The sequence below is a fragment of the Pontivivens marinum genome, assembly GCF_900231835.1.
Taxonomy (GTDB): Bacteria; Pseudomonadota; Alphaproteobacteria; order Rhodobacterales; family Rhodobacteraceae; genus Pontivivens; species Pontivivens marinum.
The window spans coordinates 147,429-161,817 of sequence record NZ_OCTN01000001.1 but is presented as its reverse complement, the minus strand read 5'-3'; the positions used below and the strand labels follow the sequence as shown (position 1 = coordinate 161,817).

The 14,389-nt window shown below is 61.1% G+C and carries 14 protein-coding genes; 5 read left to right on the top strand and 9 right to left on the bottom strand.

The features are described 5' to 3' along the window. The first annotated feature begins 19 nt into the window (after positions 1-19). Complete coding sequence (locus CR254_RS00760; RefSeq protein WP_097927901.1) at positions 20-1,054, top strand: DUF2332 domain-containing protein; 1,035 nt, start codon at positions 20-22, stop codon at positions 1,052-1,054. On the opposite strand, the gene CR254_RS00755 is transcribed toward CR254_RS00760, so the two are convergent. Then, entirely contained in the window at positions 1,051-1,632 is a 582-nt protein-coding gene (locus CR254_RS00755) for a TIGR04282 family arsenosugar biosynthesis glycosyltransferase (RefSeq protein WP_097927900.1), read from the bottom strand. The two genes, CR254_RS00760 and CR254_RS00755, sit on opposite strands and share 4 nt — an antisense overlap. Beyond that, positions 1,629-2,312 carry a TIGR04283 family arsenosugar biosynthesis glycosyltransferase gene (locus CR254_RS00750; protein ID WP_097927899.1) on the bottom strand — a complete coding sequence of 228 codons (684 nt, stop codon included), beginning with the start codon at positions 2,310-2,312 and terminating at the stop codon, positions 1,629-1,631. The genes CR254_RS00755 and CR254_RS00750 overlap by 4 nt, the downstream gene beginning before the upstream one ends. Positions 2,313-2,386: 74 nt before the next feature. Here CR254_RS00750 and ygfZ point away from each other — a divergent pair, with 74 nt between their 5' ends. Then, entirely contained in the window at positions 2,387-3,136 is a 750-nt protein-coding gene (gene ygfZ, locus CR254_RS00745; protein ID WP_097927898.1) for a CAF17-like 4Fe-4S cluster assembly/insertion protein YgfZ, read from the top strand. 4 nt (positions 3,137-3,140) lie between these two features. Here the strand turns inward: ygfZ and CR254_RS00740 are convergent, their stop codons facing one another. From CR254_RS00740 to CR254_RS17975, 3 genes are all read right to left on the bottom strand, one after another. Then, entirely contained in the window at positions 3,141-3,758 is a 618-nt protein-coding gene (locus tag CR254_RS00740; protein WP_097927897.1) for a type VI secretion system-associated protein TagO, read from the bottom strand. Beyond that, entirely contained in the window at positions 3,755-4,546 is a 792-nt protein-coding gene (locus CR254_RS00735; RefSeq protein ID WP_097927896.1) for an inositol monophosphatase family protein, read from the bottom strand. The genes CR254_RS00740 and CR254_RS00735 overlap by 4 nt, the downstream gene beginning before the upstream one ends. Positions 4,547-4,687: 141 nt before the next feature. Beyond that, a complete protein-coding gene (locus CR254_RS17975) occupies positions 4,688-4,861 on the bottom strand; it encodes a hypothetical protein (protein ID WP_180955842.1) in 174 nt (57 codons plus the stop codon). A 142-nt stretch (positions 4,862-5,003) separates the two neighbouring features. On the opposite strand from CR254_RS17975, the gene CR254_RS00730 reads away from it, so the two are divergent. After that, positions 5,004-5,783: a YHYH protein gene (locus tag CR254_RS00730; RefSeq protein ID WP_097927895.1), complete on the top strand. Its 780-nt coding sequence runs from the start codon at positions 5,004-5,006 to the stop codon at positions 5,781-5,783. Between the two features lie 50 nt (positions 5,784-5,833). Here CR254_RS00730 and efp read toward each other — a convergent pair whose 3' ends face one another. The 3 genes from efp to CR254_RS00715 form a co-directional block, all read right to left on the bottom strand. After that, on the bottom strand, positions 5,834-6,397 hold the full coding sequence (efp, locus tag CR254_RS00725; RefSeq protein ID WP_097927894.1) for an elongation factor P: 564 nt from the start codon (positions 6,395-6,397) through the stop codon (positions 5,834-5,836). Between the two features lie 82 nt (positions 6,398-6,479). Further along, the gene (locus tag CR254_RS00720) at positions 6,480-8,204 is read right to left on the bottom strand and encodes an ATP-binding protein (protein WP_097927893.1); all 1,725 of its coding nucleotides are present in this window, start codon (positions 8,202-8,204) and stop codon (positions 6,480-6,482) included. Positions 8,205-8,285: 81 nt separating this feature from the next. Further along, complete coding sequence (locus tag CR254_RS00715) at positions 8,286-9,374, bottom strand: Mrp/NBP35 family ATP-binding protein (protein ID WP_097927892.1); 1,089 nt, start codon at positions 9,372-9,374, stop codon at positions 8,286-8,288. A 349-nt stretch (positions 9,375-9,723) separates the two neighbouring features. On the opposite strand from CR254_RS00715, the gene CR254_RS00710 reads away from it, so the two are divergent. Together CR254_RS00710 and CR254_RS00705 are read left to right on the top strand one after the other, a co-directional pair. After that, on the top strand, positions 9,724-10,977 hold the full coding sequence (locus tag CR254_RS00710; RefSeq protein ID WP_097927891.1) for a DEAD/DEAH box helicase: 1,254 nt from the start codon (positions 9,724-9,726) through the stop codon (positions 10,975-10,977). A 108-nt stretch (positions 10,978-11,085) separates the two neighbouring features. Continuing rightward, a complete protein-coding gene (locus tag CR254_RS00705; protein WP_219617965.1) occupies positions 11,086-13,077 on the top strand; it encodes a hydantoinase/oxoprolinase family protein in 1,992 nt (663 codons plus the stop codon). Here the strand turns inward: CR254_RS00705 and CR254_RS00700 are convergent. Then, a complete protein-coding gene (locus tag CR254_RS00700) occupies positions 13,074-14,225 on the bottom strand; it encodes a pyridoxal phosphate-dependent aminotransferase (RefSeq protein WP_097927890.1) in 1,152 nt (383 codons plus the stop codon). The genes CR254_RS00705 and CR254_RS00700 overlap by 4 nt on opposite strands. Between the last annotated feature and the right edge of the window lie 164 nt (positions 14,226-14,389).

Genomic DNA, 14,389 nt, shown 5'->3' with positions numbered 1-14,389 from the left:
TAGAGGGAGGGTGCGCGTTATGCCCAGCGTGAACGCAACGTCAGACGATATTCGCGAGCATTTCAAATCGCAGGGCGCGAGCTGCACGCGGCTAGGCTCACCCTTTACCGGTCGCCTTTGCGCAGTTTTGGCTGAGCTGCTGACGCAGGAAACCGCGTTTGGCGCGCAGGTTCTGGGCTGGCAGGTGGACCCCCGCGCAGATGCACTGGCGCTGCGGGTGTGCGGTGGATTGCAGGCGTTAAGCTGGGAGGATGCGGAGTTGGCCGCCCTGTACCCGCCACATCAGGTTGCGGATGATGAGTTTACGCAGCGGCTGGGCGCATGGCTGCACGCATACGATTCTGCGCTGATCCCGTGGCTGGATAGCGCCCCCCAAACCAACGAGGTTTCACGCTCCGGCGTTCTGCTGGGCGGTTTGCTGCATTTGGCGGATAATGTGGAGATCGAGTTGTTGGAAATCGGGTCGTCCGCTGGCCTGAACCTGTTTCCCGACTGCTATGCCTATGATCTGGGCGAGGGGCGCAGCTGGGGCGACGGGCCTGTGCGGATCGTTACGCCGTGGGCGGGAAACCTGCCGCCCTTGAACCGGCAATTGCGGGTCGTGTCGCGTGCGGGTTGCGACATCGCACCAATTGACCTCAGCGATCCTGCCGCGCGGATGCGATTGCGTGCTTATGTCTGGCCCGATCAAACGGCCCGTATCGCGCGGTTCGAGGCAGCAGTCGCCCATGCTACAGCGGCGAAACCTGATATTGCTCAACAGGGCGCGGCGGAATTTCTGGAGCAGCGGTTGGCTGATCCCGTTCCGCAGGGCCGCTTGCGCGTCATCCAACACTCGATCATGTGGCAATATATGCCGTTAGCGGAACAGGAGCGGGCCGAGGCCGCAATCCGCGCCGCCGGTGCCCGCGGCGGGGCGCGCCTCGCGTGGTTGCGGTTGGAGGCGGACGCCCAGACCGGCACGGCGGCAATCCTGCTGACTCATTTCGGGCAGGGTGAAACGGTGGAGCTGGGGCGCGGTGATTTCCACGGGCGCAGCGCGCACTGGACCTAGGCGACGGGCAAATCCTTGACCGTGTCCACATCGCGTAGGCTGGCAACCAGTGCGATGGAATGATCCGGCAGCGTTGCGCGCGTATCTGCCAGCGCATGTTCTGTGGACCAACGCACATTTTCGAACAGCGTTGGCGGGATGGCGCGGGTGCGCTTTAGCCCGATCAGCCAATAGCCACCATCGGGGGCGGGGCCGAAAACGGCGTCATGGGATTTCAGCGCGGCCAGAGCCTCCGCAATGCGCGGGGGGGTGATGCCGGGGATATCTGCGCCGATAACCATCACAGGACCGGCAGGCATGTCGCGCAATGCACGGGCCATCCGGTCGCCCAGATTCCCACGGCCCTGCGCATGGCGGGGCAGGTGAACGGGCCAATTGCGGCTTTCCAACCCTTCACGATCGGGCGCGACGGCCAGCACGGTGTGCCAGCGCGGATCGGTGCTGAGCCTGCGGATCAAGCGGCGTGTTTGATGGCGAAACCACCATGCGGCGGCAACTGGTCCGATGTCAGCGCCCAGCCGCGTTTTTACCCGACCGGGGCGCGGCTCCTTAACGAATATAACCAGATGCGGCTTCACTTTACGCTCACATATCGTGCGGCCAGACGTTCGGGGGAAACGCCCACGTAATAAAGGGCCAAGGTGGTCAAATTGCGCCACCCGCGTCGCAGCCACCCGTCACGCTCGTATCGCTCTGCCGATGTGTTCGCAACAGCATCCAGCGGCGACAGGCGCAGGCGGCGGACCAAGGCGACATCTTCCATCAAGGGAACTTCGTCATAGCCACCGGCGGCGCGATACACGCTTTTGCGCACCAGCAATCCCTGATCGCCATAGGGCAGGCCGAACCACCGCGCCCGCAGGTTTGCCCAACCGGCAACCAAGCGGCCCGCAGGCGACGAGGTATTGAACCGTAGGCGGAACCAACCGGCGCAGTCAGGTTTGGTATTCATGTGATCGCGCACGGCCTGCGTCCAGTTTGCGCATAGCTGCGTGTCGGCGTGCAGGATCAGCAACCATTCGCCATGAGCGGCGGCGCATCCGGCGGCCAGTTGCGTGCCACGCCCGCGAGGTGCGGTAATCAGGCGAGCGCCTACCTCATCCGCGACCTCTGCCGTGCTGTCGGTCGATCCGCCATCGGCAAAGATCAGCTCGGCAACCAGCCCCTCGAACAGGCCGTCGCTCAATGCGGATAAAGACGGGCCTAAATTCGCAGCCGCGTTTAGTGTCGGTATAACAATGCTTATCGGTGCGGCCATATTGTGGAACGCTCCTGTGACTCTGTGTTTCAGTACCTATATGGGTCGGGGACGCTGCATGAAAGGATACAAAGATGACGCATGCTCTTGCCGATCGGCAGATACTGGGCCTGACCGGCGCAGATACGCACGACTTTTTGCAGGGTCTTATCTCGAACGATATAGCAAAGGTGGATGCGGGGCCGGTCTATGCGGCGCTGTTATCACCGCAGGGAAAGTATCTGGCTGACTTCTTTGTGCTGCGTGAGGGGGATGGCCATCTCCTTGACGTTGCGGCAGAACTGGCGCCAGCGTTGTTGCAACGGCTGAACATGTACCGCCTGCGGGCCGATGTGCAGATCGCACCGGTTGAAATGCAGGTCGCCGCGTTGGCGGATGAGGTGCCGGGCGCGGTGCGTGATCCCCGTGATGCCGGAATGGGATGGCGCAAATATGGCAGCGCAGATGGCATGAACCGCGCCGATTATGATGCCCGCCGCGTTGCAGCGCTGGTTCCTGAAACAGGCGTGGAGCTGATTCCCAACGAATCCTATCTGCTGGAGGTCGGGTTCGAGCGCCTGTCCGGCGTTGATTTTCGTAAGGGATGCTATGTCGGGCAGGAGGTCACCGCCCGTATGAAGCACAAAACCGAACTGCGCAAAGGATTGGCGCGCGTGTCGGTTGAGGGGCCTGTGCCGCCAACCGGCACCGAAATCCTGTCTGGTGATCGTGTGGCCGGAACCCTGTACACTACGGCGAACGGTCAGGGCATTGCCTATCTGCGGTTCGACCGCGCCATCGGCGCAATGCAGGCGGGTGAGGCTGTGCTGCACCGGATCGACTGAACCGCTAAAGTTCCCAGTTGCAGGCGCTGGTCAGTGGCTCAATCGCCTGCGCCAGCCCCTGCACGTTAAACACCGCGGTAATCGGGCGTTGATCGTAAGGGGTTATTTCTGCGGTCAGTTGCTGCGCCTCTGCCAATTGCCGCAGCAACGTACCACCCCATTCGGGGGTAAAGGTCGCCTCGACATCATCCGAAATCGGCCACTGGCCCGTTTCGGGCGGGCCATCATCAATGGTCAGGGTCACATGCTTGATCGCATCATCCCCCTGTGCGCCATCAGCGCCCAGATATTCATGCCACTGGATGAAAACTTCTGTGCTGTTGGCGCGGCACAGCGCGACCAGTTGTACCGGTTCGCCAAATCCGGATGTGCCGCTATCCGCTGTCAGGGTCAGCGCCTGTAATGGCGGGCCACCTGCGCTGTCGGGACGGGTGCTGTGGACCCAGCTATTATTGCTAACCACGGCAATATCGAAATTAGGTGGGATCGCGTCATAGCAATCCAGCCGGTCAAGGCGCGAGGCGATGCCCGCGCATTGGCTAATTGCCTGTTCCAGCGGCGCGCCCTGCTGCGCCTGCGCACCAAATGCGCCAAGCATTAGCAGAGCGGCCAGCCGGATCATGTATTGCGGATGATCTTTGCGAAGCGGTCAAAGACCGGCTCGTTCGCTGCAATGACCGAACCGCTTTCGATGATGCTTTCATCCAATTCGATGGGGCCGGTCAGGCCACCAGCCTCTTTAACCAGAATCAGGCCCGCTGCGATGTCCCACGAATTCAGGTTACGCTCCCAGTAACCGTCATAGCGGCCAGCAGCCACATAGGCGAGGTCCAGCGCGGCCGAACCCCAGCGGCGTACACCGGCGCAATGAGGCATCAGACGGCTCAAATCACGCAGCGTCTCGGGCAGGTCGCCGGTGCTCGCGAAGGGGATACCGGTGGCGAAAACCATCTCGATCATCTCACGACGGCCGGAAACGCGCAGACGGCGATCATTCAGCCATGCGCCGCCGCCCTTCTCCGCCACGAACATTTCGTCCTTGATCGGGTCATAGACAACGCCAGCGACGATTTCGCCCTTATGCTCCAGCGCAATAGAAATCGCCCAGTGAGGCATGCCGTGCAGGAAGTTTGTTGTGCCGTCCAGCGGATCAACGATCCAGCGACGGGTCGGGTCGGTGCCCGCGATGGAACGTGATTCTTCGCCAACCCAACCGTAATTGGGACGTGCAGACATCAATTCGTTCTGAATGGTTTCTTCGGCTTTAAAATCCGCCTTGCTGACGAAATCGCCTGCACCCTTCATAGAAACCTGAAGGTTTTCGACCTCACCGAAATCTCGGATGAGTTGCCGCGCGGCCTTGCGCGCAGCCTTGATCATGATGTTGATGTTGGCGGAAGCGACGGACATAGGGCACCTGACAGCGAATGGAACAAGGCGGCGGGGTACTCTGCCACGACACTTTATGCAATAGGGCTAACGGTGTTGCCACCTGGTCTGCATCCCGCCCCCACAAGGATGCAGACCGCCGCGCCCCCATCGCTGCACAGGTTATTGGCCCTGTGCAGTACCTGTGTAAGAGAAAATTTCGACCATAGTGTCCAGGATCATTTCCGCGGGTTGTTGCGGCATTTGCAACACAACCACCACCGCGCAAAGGATCAGCAGGCTTGCTGCGATTGCAGTCAAAACGCGCTCCACCTTGGCAAACTTTTCCACTGACATCTGTATCTCCTCGTTCAGTGCAGAAGCTACGGAGCATCTTCGAGGAAAGTTTCAGATTAATTTCGAGGTTTTTAAAAAAATACCGACGGAGCATTCCCCGCCGCTGCGTATCACCGGCAAGACATTGATTTGGGGACGCATCATGGCTGAAGTTTTGAACACAAAAATATTGGCAAAGGCCGGAATCGCCTGTGGCGCAGCGGTTTTATATTTCGCCGCCGTAGGGGCCCACTCCGCGGGTGAGGTCGTGGTGCAGGGCGATGATATCTGCATCGTTTCGGATGGTTTGCCGGATCATGAAACCGGCCAATTCCCGAATCGTGGCAATCCAAACGCCATTCGCGCCCGCGATTACACGTTCTGCGTTGATGCGACGCCCGTGAAAAACGATCAGCCCAGTACGCGCGGCACAATTGGTATCAGCCTGAATGGCGTTGCTATCCGTCCGGGCACAGCGGATTGGTACGATGCCAGTTCCCCACGCGGATTTTCGCGGGACAACTCCTCGGGCTGGAATCTTGAGGGGATCGGGGCTGCGCAAAGCTTGGGCATGGACGAGGCGAACGCCCATGTCGGGCCGGATGGCCTGTATCATTACCACGCGGTGTCCAACCTGCTGATGGCGGGAATGGACGGTACGCAACTGGGCTATGCCGCTGACGGGTTTGAAATCCACTATGTTGGCGCGGCTATGACGTCGAGCTGGCAGTTAAAGTCCGGCACGCGCCCCACAGCACCCGGTGGCGCCTATGACGGCACCTATGTGCAGGATTATCAGTATGTTGAGGGATCAGGTCTGCTGGATGAGTGTAATGGCGGTTACCTGAACGGTGACTACGTCTATTTCGCCACCGATACCTACCCGTTTTATCCGCGTTGCCTATGGGGCGATGCGGAGCCGGAAGCGCGCCCACGTGGGTAGCGGTGCGCTGGTCTGCCCCCGCCAATTATGTGGCGGGGGCATGGATGTGCTTAGGCACGCTCAACATATTCCATCGTTTCCGTAGAAACGACGATGGCCTCGTCCTGTGCGACAAAGGGCGGAACCATGACGCGCACGCCATTGTCCAGCACCGCAGGCTTGAACGAGTTTGCGGCGGTCTGGCCCTTAACGACAGGCTCCGTCTCAACGATTGTGCAGGTCACACGCTCAGGCAGGGACGCATTCAGCGGCTCGGCCTCGTGATATTCAACCTTGATGGTCATGCCGTCCTGCAAGAAGGGACGACGCTCCCCCAGGATCTCGGCTGAAATTTCGATCTGCTCGAATGTCTCATTGTCCATGAACACCAACATGCCGTCAGTTTCGTACAGGAACTGCTGGTCCTTCTGCTCCAAACGCACACGCTCGACCTTATCGGCGGAACGGAAGCGTTCGTTCAGTTTGGAACCGTTGCGCAGGTTCTTCATCTCGACCTGTGCGAATGCACCGCCCTTGCCCGGCTTTACGTGGCCGACCTTTACGGCGACCCACAGGCCACCATTATGCTCCAGCGTATAGCCGGGGCGAATCTCGTTTCCGTTGATCTTGGCCATGTCCGGCGTCCTTCAGCTCAATTCGGGTTTGCATGCGTTAGCAAGGGGCCACAATTAGCGCAAGCCTACTGCAACACCGCGATCACGCCGCATAGTTGCGCAGCAGGCTTTCCAACAGACGTGGCGTTAGGGGTTTGATCAGCACATCACGCGCGCCCAATTCGCGGGCACGGTCCATCTCCGCCTCGGTCGCGCCGGCGGTGATCATGACAATCGGTGGGGGCGGACGGCGGAACGTGCTGACCTTCTCCAACACCCACAATCCGTCCGTATCGGGCATGTGCATGTCCAGCAGCACCAGATCAAAGGCTTGGTTTCGCATCAGCTCAACCGCCTGATCGCCGCTCATCGCCTCATCCACTTGCGCGCCCAAGGCCCGTATATAAGTGGCGGCAACCATCAGATTTGTCGGGATGTCATCAACGACCAACACACGCAGGCCAATGGCAGGGGTGGCATCGCGAGGGTCACGGGGGGCCTCTGCCTGCAATGCCTTCGCGCTGATGGTCAGGGTGAAAATCGTGCCCTGACCGGCAACCGATTTAAATGTCAGGTCGCCGCCCATCATTTTGGCAAGCTGCCGCGTGATGGTCAGCCCCATGCCCGACCCGCCAAAGGTGCCCATGATGGTGTCATCAGCCTGCCCGAACGGGTCGAAAACGCGGCTTGCTGCGTCGGGGGGCATGCCGATACCGGTATCCTGAACGTCAATTACCAGTCGCGTGGGGGAGCCTGTGCGGTCATCCCAACGGGCCGAAATCCGAACGAAGCCACTGGCTGTAAATTTGATCGCATTCGACATCAGGTTGTTCATGCACTGACGGAACCGCTGGGCGTCAATCTCAATCGCCTCAGGGATATCGGGGTCGAAATCGATCAGGCATTGCAGGTTCTTATCCTCGGCAATCGGTCCCCATAGACGCTCAACCCCTGCAATCAGGTCCGAGCTATCCTGACGGGCGGGGGAGATCGGCATGCGATCTGCCTCCAACCGTGAGATGTCGAGGATATCATTGAGCATTTCCAGCAGGGTCGATCCACTCTCGGCGATGGTCTCAACCTTGCGCCGTTGATCCTCGTTCAGCTCAGTGCTGCGCAGGATTTCCGCCATGCCCAGGATGGCATTTAGCGGCGTGCGAACCTCATGACTTACATTGGCGAGGAAGCTGGTCTTGCTCTCGGACGCGCGCCGCGCCTGATCGCGGGCTGTGCGCAGCCGTTGCAACATATCATCGTAAAGGCCCATCGCAACGATCACCAGAACCGAGGTGAACAGCACGGCCATCCCGTGGCGCATTGAAATCGTTGCGATAGAACCGGGCGATTGGATTGTCCGCTCAATGGGCAGACGTGTCAGATCGGCGGTCGCAATCAGGGCGATCACCAGCAGTGAGGACCCTGTGATAACCAGCACGCCTTTGCGTTGGAACAGCATGCCCCCGATGCAGACAAATATCGGCAGATAGCCGACAAAGCCGAAGGCGATCCCCTCCTGCGGGGTCAGACCGATAGCCAGCACCACTGCAATGGTCAGTATGAAAAAGAAGTTTCTCGCCAGATTCAGACGCATGCCCAAATGCATAGCAATCGGGATCGACAGATAGGTCAGGGACCCGAACATGACCGGCAGCACAACTGCCTCTGGCTGTCCCAACGCGAAAACCAGCATTAGACAGATCACAGAGGTACTGATCGAAATGGTGATCGAGGCCAGAATCAGGATGCGACGGGCAAGCTCTACCCGCTTACCCGAATTGCGTCCCGTGCCAGTATCGGCGGAAACTAGACTGTCAAACCGTTGTACCATCAGCAAAAATATGTATCGCGAAAGGGGCCGTAATGGGGCGAGAATTGGGGTATTTCAGGCGCCCATAGGTTGTGGCCGCTCTCAGACCAATCCTCCATCGATCAGACGTCGGGCGATCTGGGCAAAGGTCTTGCTCTCCGCACTATCAGGGCGGGACGCAACGACGGGTGCGCCACCATCTCCACCCAGCCGGATGTCGATGTTCAACGGGATTTCACCCAGGAATGGCAGGCCCAGTTTCTCCGCTTCGGTGCGCGCACCGCCATGGCCGAAGATCGAGGTCTCCTCGCCACATTTCGGGCAAACGAATGTGGACATGTTTTCGATCATGCCCAGCACCGGAGTTTTCGTCTTGCGGAACATGTCCAGTGCCTTGCGCGCATCCAGCAGGGCGATGTCCTGCGGGGTGCTGACAACGATTGCGCCGGTCAGCTCCGCCTTTTGCGACAGGGTTAGCTGAACGTCGCCCGTGCCGGGGGGCAGGTCCACCAGCAGCACATCCAGCTCGCCCCACGCAACTTGCCCGAGGAACTGCTGCAAAGCGCCCATCAGCATCGGGCCACGCCAAACGACGGCCTCGTCTTCCTTGAGCATAAAGCCGATCGACATCAGCGTGACGCCATGGGCGCGCAGGGGGATAATGGTCTTGCCGTCCTCGCCTGAACCGGGGCGGCCATTGATGCCGAACATCCGCGGTTGCGAGGGGCCGTAAACGTCGGCATCCAGCAGACCAACCCGCTTCCCTTGTTGGGCCAGCGCAATGGCGAGGTTTGACGAAACGGTCGATTTCCCCACGCCCCCCTTACCTGATGCGATGGCGATGATGCGATTGATGCCTGTGATTTTCTGCGGTCCCGCCTGCGGGGTAGGGTGACGCCCGATTTTCAGGTTGGGCGGCGGGGCCTTCGCGGCCTCACCCGGTGCGGCATGGGCGGTCAGGACGACGGACACGGCGCCTGCCTCGGGCAATTCTGCCACGGCATTTTGTGCGGCCAGGCGCGTGGGTTCAGCGTTTTGCGCCAGTTCTACCGGCATTTCTAAAACGAATCGCACGTCGCCATTTGTCACGCTCAGCGCGCGAACACGGTCCGCACTGACCAGATTGCCCTGTCCAGACGGGTCGGCAATGGCGGAAAGGGTCTTGAGGATGCTGTCGCGGTCGAGGGGCATGATGCAGTCCGATCAGTCAGAAGCGGTGGAATAGTATAGATCGTTCATCCCGCCCATCGCCACAACCCCGTTCCGCAACGGTATGTCAGCGGGGCTTGCCTTCGCACGTGCAGCGGATTATGTGAGCGATACCGTAACGCGGACCATATGTCCGTGCCGTGGGTTCGGCTCCACGGATCAACCGAACGACCCACGCGATGGCTTAACTGCCCGGCCCGCCTATTCCGCCCGTTTTCGTGGCGGCACCCCGACGTTTCCGTGGGGGCGGCCCAGACCCGAACATCGCCCGATTCACACGCGCTGCGATTGTCGTGGCGATGCTGCATTTGTGCGGCACCATAGGATATACATGACCGACCTAACTTTTGCTGATTTCGGACTGGCACAACCCATCGCCGAGGCACTGGCCCGCGCGAAATTTGAAAAGCCAACCGCAATTCAGGCGCAGGCGATCAAGCCACAGCTGGAGGGCCGCGACATTCTGGGTCTGGCCCAGACCGGCACCGGTAAAACGGCCGCTTTCGCCCTGCCAATCCTGCACCACATTCTGGCCATGCCGGGTCGCGCCGCACCGGGAACTGCCCGTGCGCTGATCCTTGCCCCAACGCGGGAACTGGCAGTGCAGATCCTTGACGAATTCCGCCGCTTTGCTGGTGGTGCGCGGGTATCCACCTGCCTCGTGCTGGGCGGTGTTTCGCGCAACGTGCAGATCCGCAATCTGGGCCGTGGCGTTGACGTTCTGGTTGCGACGCCGGGCCGCCTGCTGGATCTGGTTGATGATCGTAAGGTGCGTCTGGACGAGGTACGCTTCGTTGTTCTGGATGAGGCTGACCGTATGCTGGACATGGGCTTTGTTCAGCCAGTGCGCCGCATCGTTTCCATGCTGCACCCGCGCCGCCAGTCGGCGATGTTCTCGGCCACTATGCCGTCCGAGGTTTCGGGGCTGGCGGGTAGCTTCCTGAACAATCCTGTGCGGGTCGAGGTTGCACCACAATCCACCGTCGTGACCAAGATCGAGCAAACGGCCGAGCTGCTGGACGGCACGGCCAAGCGTGCTCGTCTGGCCGAACTGATGGGCGGTACAGGGGTTGAGCGCGCAATTGTGTTCGCACGGACCAAGCGTGGCGCGGATCGCGTTGCCCAAAACCTTGAGAAAGACGGGATCAAGGCCGAAGCTATCCACGGTAACAAGGCGCAGAACGCGCGTCAGCGCGCCCTGAACAATTTCCGTCACGGCACGGTTAAGGTTCTGGTCGCAACCGACATCGCCGCGCGCGGCATTGACGTGCCGGGTATCACCCATGTCATCAACTATGACCTGCCGGATGAGCCTGAGAACTACGTACACCGCATTGGTCGCACCGCACGGAACGGCGCAGACGGTATTGCGATCACGTTGTGCGCCCCTGACGAAGTGAAAAAAATGCGCGCTGTTGAGAAAATCACCGGCGAGCGTCTGCTGGCTGGCGGCATCCCTGATGGCGAAAGCAAGCCTCGCGGCAACCGTCGCGGCGGTGGCGGTGGCAAACCCGGTGGTGGCGCTGCGAAGCAAGGCCGCCCGAACCGGCGTCGGCGCGGTCCCTCGCGGGCAAATGCTGCATAAGATTGAAGGGCCGGGGATCACTCTCCGGCCTTTTTCTTTACGGCTGGGTCTTGCAAAAAATACGCGCCGCAGATTTCTATCCGCAATATTCGCGGAAAGGCACTTTCGATGACCCTGATGCTCGGGCTGGACACTGGCGGCACCTATACGGACGCCGCGTTGATTGACGAGGCACGGCTGGACGCGCGGGGCGGCGCTATCGTGGCCAAGGCGAAATCGCTGACCACCCGTGATGACCTGTCCCGTGGCATTGGTGCCGCTGTTGATGCGGTTCTGGGCGATACTGATCCGGCGCGGGTCAGCCTCGTCGCGTTATCCACCACTTTGGCCACAAATGCATTGGTTGAGGGGCAGGGCGCCCCCGCCGCGTTGATTTTCGTGGGATTCACGGCGGCGGATCTGGCCCGTGGCGATCTGGCCCAAGTGCTGGGCGATACGCCGGTCATCTCCGCAAGCGGCGGTCATCGCAGTGGTGGCGATCTGGCGGCGCCACTGGATTTGGACGCTATCCGCACTGGCCTGCACGCCATCGCGGGGCAGATCAGTGCCGTGGCAATCTGCGCCCTGTTCGCCGTGCGCAACCCCGCGCATGAGGTAGCGATACGCGATATGGTGCGCGCTGAATTCAACCTGCCTACAACGTGCTCGCATGAGCTGAGCGCCAAGATTAATGGCCCCAAGCGTGCGGTGACGGCTCTGCTGAACGCACGGCTGATCGCGATGATCGACCGGCTGGTTGCCTCGGCTGAGGGGTTGTTGGTTGATCGCGGCATCACCGCGCCGCTGATGGTCGTGCGCGGCGATGGCGCGCTGGTTTCGGCGAATTTTGCACGGATGAAACCGATTGAGACGATCCTGTCGGGACCGGCGGCCAGCCTTGTCGGCGCGGCGTTCCTGACCGGACTACAGGCGGGCATCGTGGCGGATATCGGGGGCACGACAACGGATGTTGCGGTGCTGTCCGATGGCCGCCCCCGCATTGATCGTGACGGCGCGGCGGTCGGCGGCGTGCGCACAATGGTTGAGGCTGTTGCGATGCGGACCCACGGGCTGGGTGGTGATAGCGAGGTGACGCTGGCGCAAAGCGGCCTGATACCCGAGATTCATCTCGGCCCCCGCCGCGCCATTCCGATCTGCCTGCTGTTGCATGAACATCCAGACTTGCGCGATGTATTGCGTGCCCAATTGCACAATCCACGCCCGATGGCGACGGATGGGCGTTTTGTCGTCGGTTTACGGCCCGATCTGCTGCCAAACGGGGAGCTGCGCGATCTGGCGCAACGCTGCATTCCGCCGCGCCCCTCGGCGGAGTTCACTCTGCAACGCGGTGGTGAACGGCTGGTCGCGCGGGCTGTCGCGCAGGGGGCGGTACAGATCGCGGGCTTTACCCCGTCGGATGCAGCGCATGTTTTGGGGCTGCATTCGGCGTGGGATGTTGGCGCGGCACAACTGGCCGCTGACCTGTTCGCACGGCAGCGGGGCGGCAATGGCTTGGCGATGTTCGCGGATGGCGCAACGGCATCACGGGCGGTGCTGGACCGGCTGATCCGCCGCTCTGCCGAACTGGTTCTGGACACCGCCTTTGCCGAGGACGGGATGGGCGGCATTGACCCGGCCCGCGATGCTGTGGTCCGCGCCGCGCTGGGTGGGCATAGCGGATTGCTGCGTCCCAAATTGGACCTAACGGTGCCGCTGATCGGGCTGGGGGCGTCTGCTGCGACGCATTACCCCCATGTTGCCGCATTGCTGGATGTGCGCGACGCCACGCCCGCCGATGCGGATGTGGCAAATGCGGTGGGGGCCGTTGTCGGACAGGTCCATACCGCCTTTGAGGTGACGGTAAATGTCCCGCAGGAGGGACGGTTCGATGTACTAACCCCGGACGGGGTGCGCACTTTTACCGATGAGGGGGCTGCCCTCTCCCACGCTTCAGACATTGCCGGGCAGCACGCATTGGCACAGGCGCGACTGGCCGGAACCGACGATGTCGCCCTAACCCTACGCACCCGGCGCCGCAGCGCGCAGATCGAAGGGCGAGAGCAGTTGATCGAGGCGGTCATCCGCGCCAGCGCCAGTGGCCGCCCCCGCCGCGCTCGCTAAAGCAGGCTGGCCGCGTGGTCTGTCAGCGTGCGCAGGGCGCGCACCAGATCCTCATCCGGTAGGGTCAGCGACACACGTAAATGCCCTGCTGCGGCCTGTCCGAACCCCTCACCGGGCATGACGGCGATGTGGTGAGTGTCCAGCAGGCTTTCGGCAAAGGCATTACCGCTCAACCCCGTGGCGCGGATATCCAGCATCACATACATCGCACCCTGTGGGGCGGACATGCGGACACCATTCGCGCCCTGTAGGGTCTGCACCGCCAAATCACGGCGCCGCCGATAGCGGGCGGTGGTTTCCTCGGCAATTGCGTCGCCTTCGCGCAGGGCAAAGGCGGCGGCCTCCTGAATAAAACCGGGCACGCCATAGGTTGTGGCGATGGCCAGCTCGAACACCGCGCTCACCAGAAATTCGGGCGCGATCAGCCAGCCCAGCCGGAAGCCGGTCATCACGTGGCTCTTGGACATCGACCCAATCACGATGGTGCGCTGCGCCATGTCTGGCAGGGTGCGTGGCGAGATATGTTCACCCTCCCAAACCTGCGTGTCGTAAACCTCGTCCGAGATCAGCCAGACATCATGCTTGATGCACAGCGCGGCGATCCGTTCCATCGTTTCACGCGGGTAAATCGCACCGGTGGGATTGTTGGGGGAGTTGATCAGCAACACCTTCGCATCGTGCAAAACACGGTCCAGATCATCGAAATCCGGCTGGAAACCGGCATCGGGCAGGGCGCGCGCGATAACCGGCTGCCCACCGGCCGCGCGGATCGTAATGGGGTAGGTCGCGTAGTAGGGATCAAGGATCGCAACCTTGTCACCGGGATCAATCGTGGCCATCAGCGCCTCGAACAAAGCAAACTGACCGCCCGGCGTGACAAAGACGTTCTCAACACTCGCGCCAGCGCGATCCGCAATGGCGGCACGTAGCGGGGCCATGCCGGGGATGGAGGCGTAGCCGGTATTGCCTCGGCGTGCGGCCTGCGCCATGTGGTCGATGATCGGCTCTGGCGTGATCGTCTCATGATCGCCGATGCTCAGCATCGTGACGTCGATCCCTTGCTCACGCAGTTTTTGCGCCTTTTCAAAAATTGCCCATGCGTTGTTTCCCACCTCGGGGATTGAACGAATACGGTTTGATATCTTCATGACCCACCTCCGGCGCGGAGGGTGCAAATCGCCGCACAGATGCGCAAGGGGTTGCAGCCCACGATATTGTGTGGCTACATTCGGGCATGACCAACCAAATGCAAATTATTCGGTGCTGCATTATCCGCTGACATATCGTCCGCGCGGGGTTTCGTCGTTTTCTA

Excerpts from the sequence above, each read along its gene's own strand:
- CR254_RS00760 (WP_097927901.1), top strand. The coding sequence starts at position 20 with ATGCCCAGCGTGAACGCAACGTCAGACGATATTCGCGAGCATTTCAAA.
- CR254_RS00750 (WP_097927899.1), bottom strand. The coding sequence starts at position 2,312 with ATGGCCGCACCGATAAGCATTGTTATACCGACACTAAACGCGGCTGCG.
- ygfZ (WP_097927898.1), top strand. The coding sequence starts at position 2,387 with ATGACGCATGCTCTTGCCGATCGGCAGATACTGGGCCTGACCGGCGCA.
- CR254_RS00740 (WP_097927897.1), bottom strand. The coding sequence starts at position 3,758 with ATGATCCGGCTGGCCGCTCTGCTAATGCTTGGCGCATTTGGTGCGCAG.
- CR254_RS00735 (WP_097927896.1), bottom strand. The coding sequence starts at position 4,546 with ATGTCCGTCGCTTCCGCCAACATCAACATCATGATCAAGGCTGCGCGC.
- CR254_RS17975 (WP_180955842.1), bottom strand. The coding sequence starts at position 4,861 with ATGTCAGTGGAAAAGTTTGCCAAGGTGGAGCGCGTTTTGACTGCAATC.
- CR254_RS00730 (WP_097927895.1), top strand. The coding sequence starts at position 5,004 with ATGGCTGAAGTTTTGAACACAAAAATATTGGCAAAGGCCGGAATCGCC.
- efp (WP_097927894.1), bottom strand. The coding sequence starts at position 6,397 with ATGGCCAAGATCAACGGAAACGAGATTCGCCCCGGCTATACGCTGGAG.
- CR254_RS00720 (WP_097927893.1), bottom strand. The coding sequence starts at position 8,204 with ATGGTACAACGGTTTGACAGTCTAGTTTCCGCCGATACTGGCACGGGA.
- CR254_RS00715 (WP_097927892.1), bottom strand. The coding sequence starts at position 9,374 with ATGCCCCTCGACCGCGACAGCATCCTCAAGACCCTTTCCGCCATTGCC.
- CR254_RS00710 (WP_097927891.1), top strand. The coding sequence starts at position 9,724 with ATGACCGACCTAACTTTTGCTGATTTCGGACTGGCACAACCCATCGCC.
- CR254_RS00705 (WP_219617965.1), top strand. The coding sequence starts at position 11,086 with ATGACCCTGATGCTCGGGCTGGACACTGGCGGCACCTATACGGACGCC.
- CR254_RS00700 (WP_097927890.1), bottom strand. The coding sequence starts at position 14,225 with ATGAAGATATCAAACCGTATTCGTTCAATCCCCGAGGTGGGAAACAAC.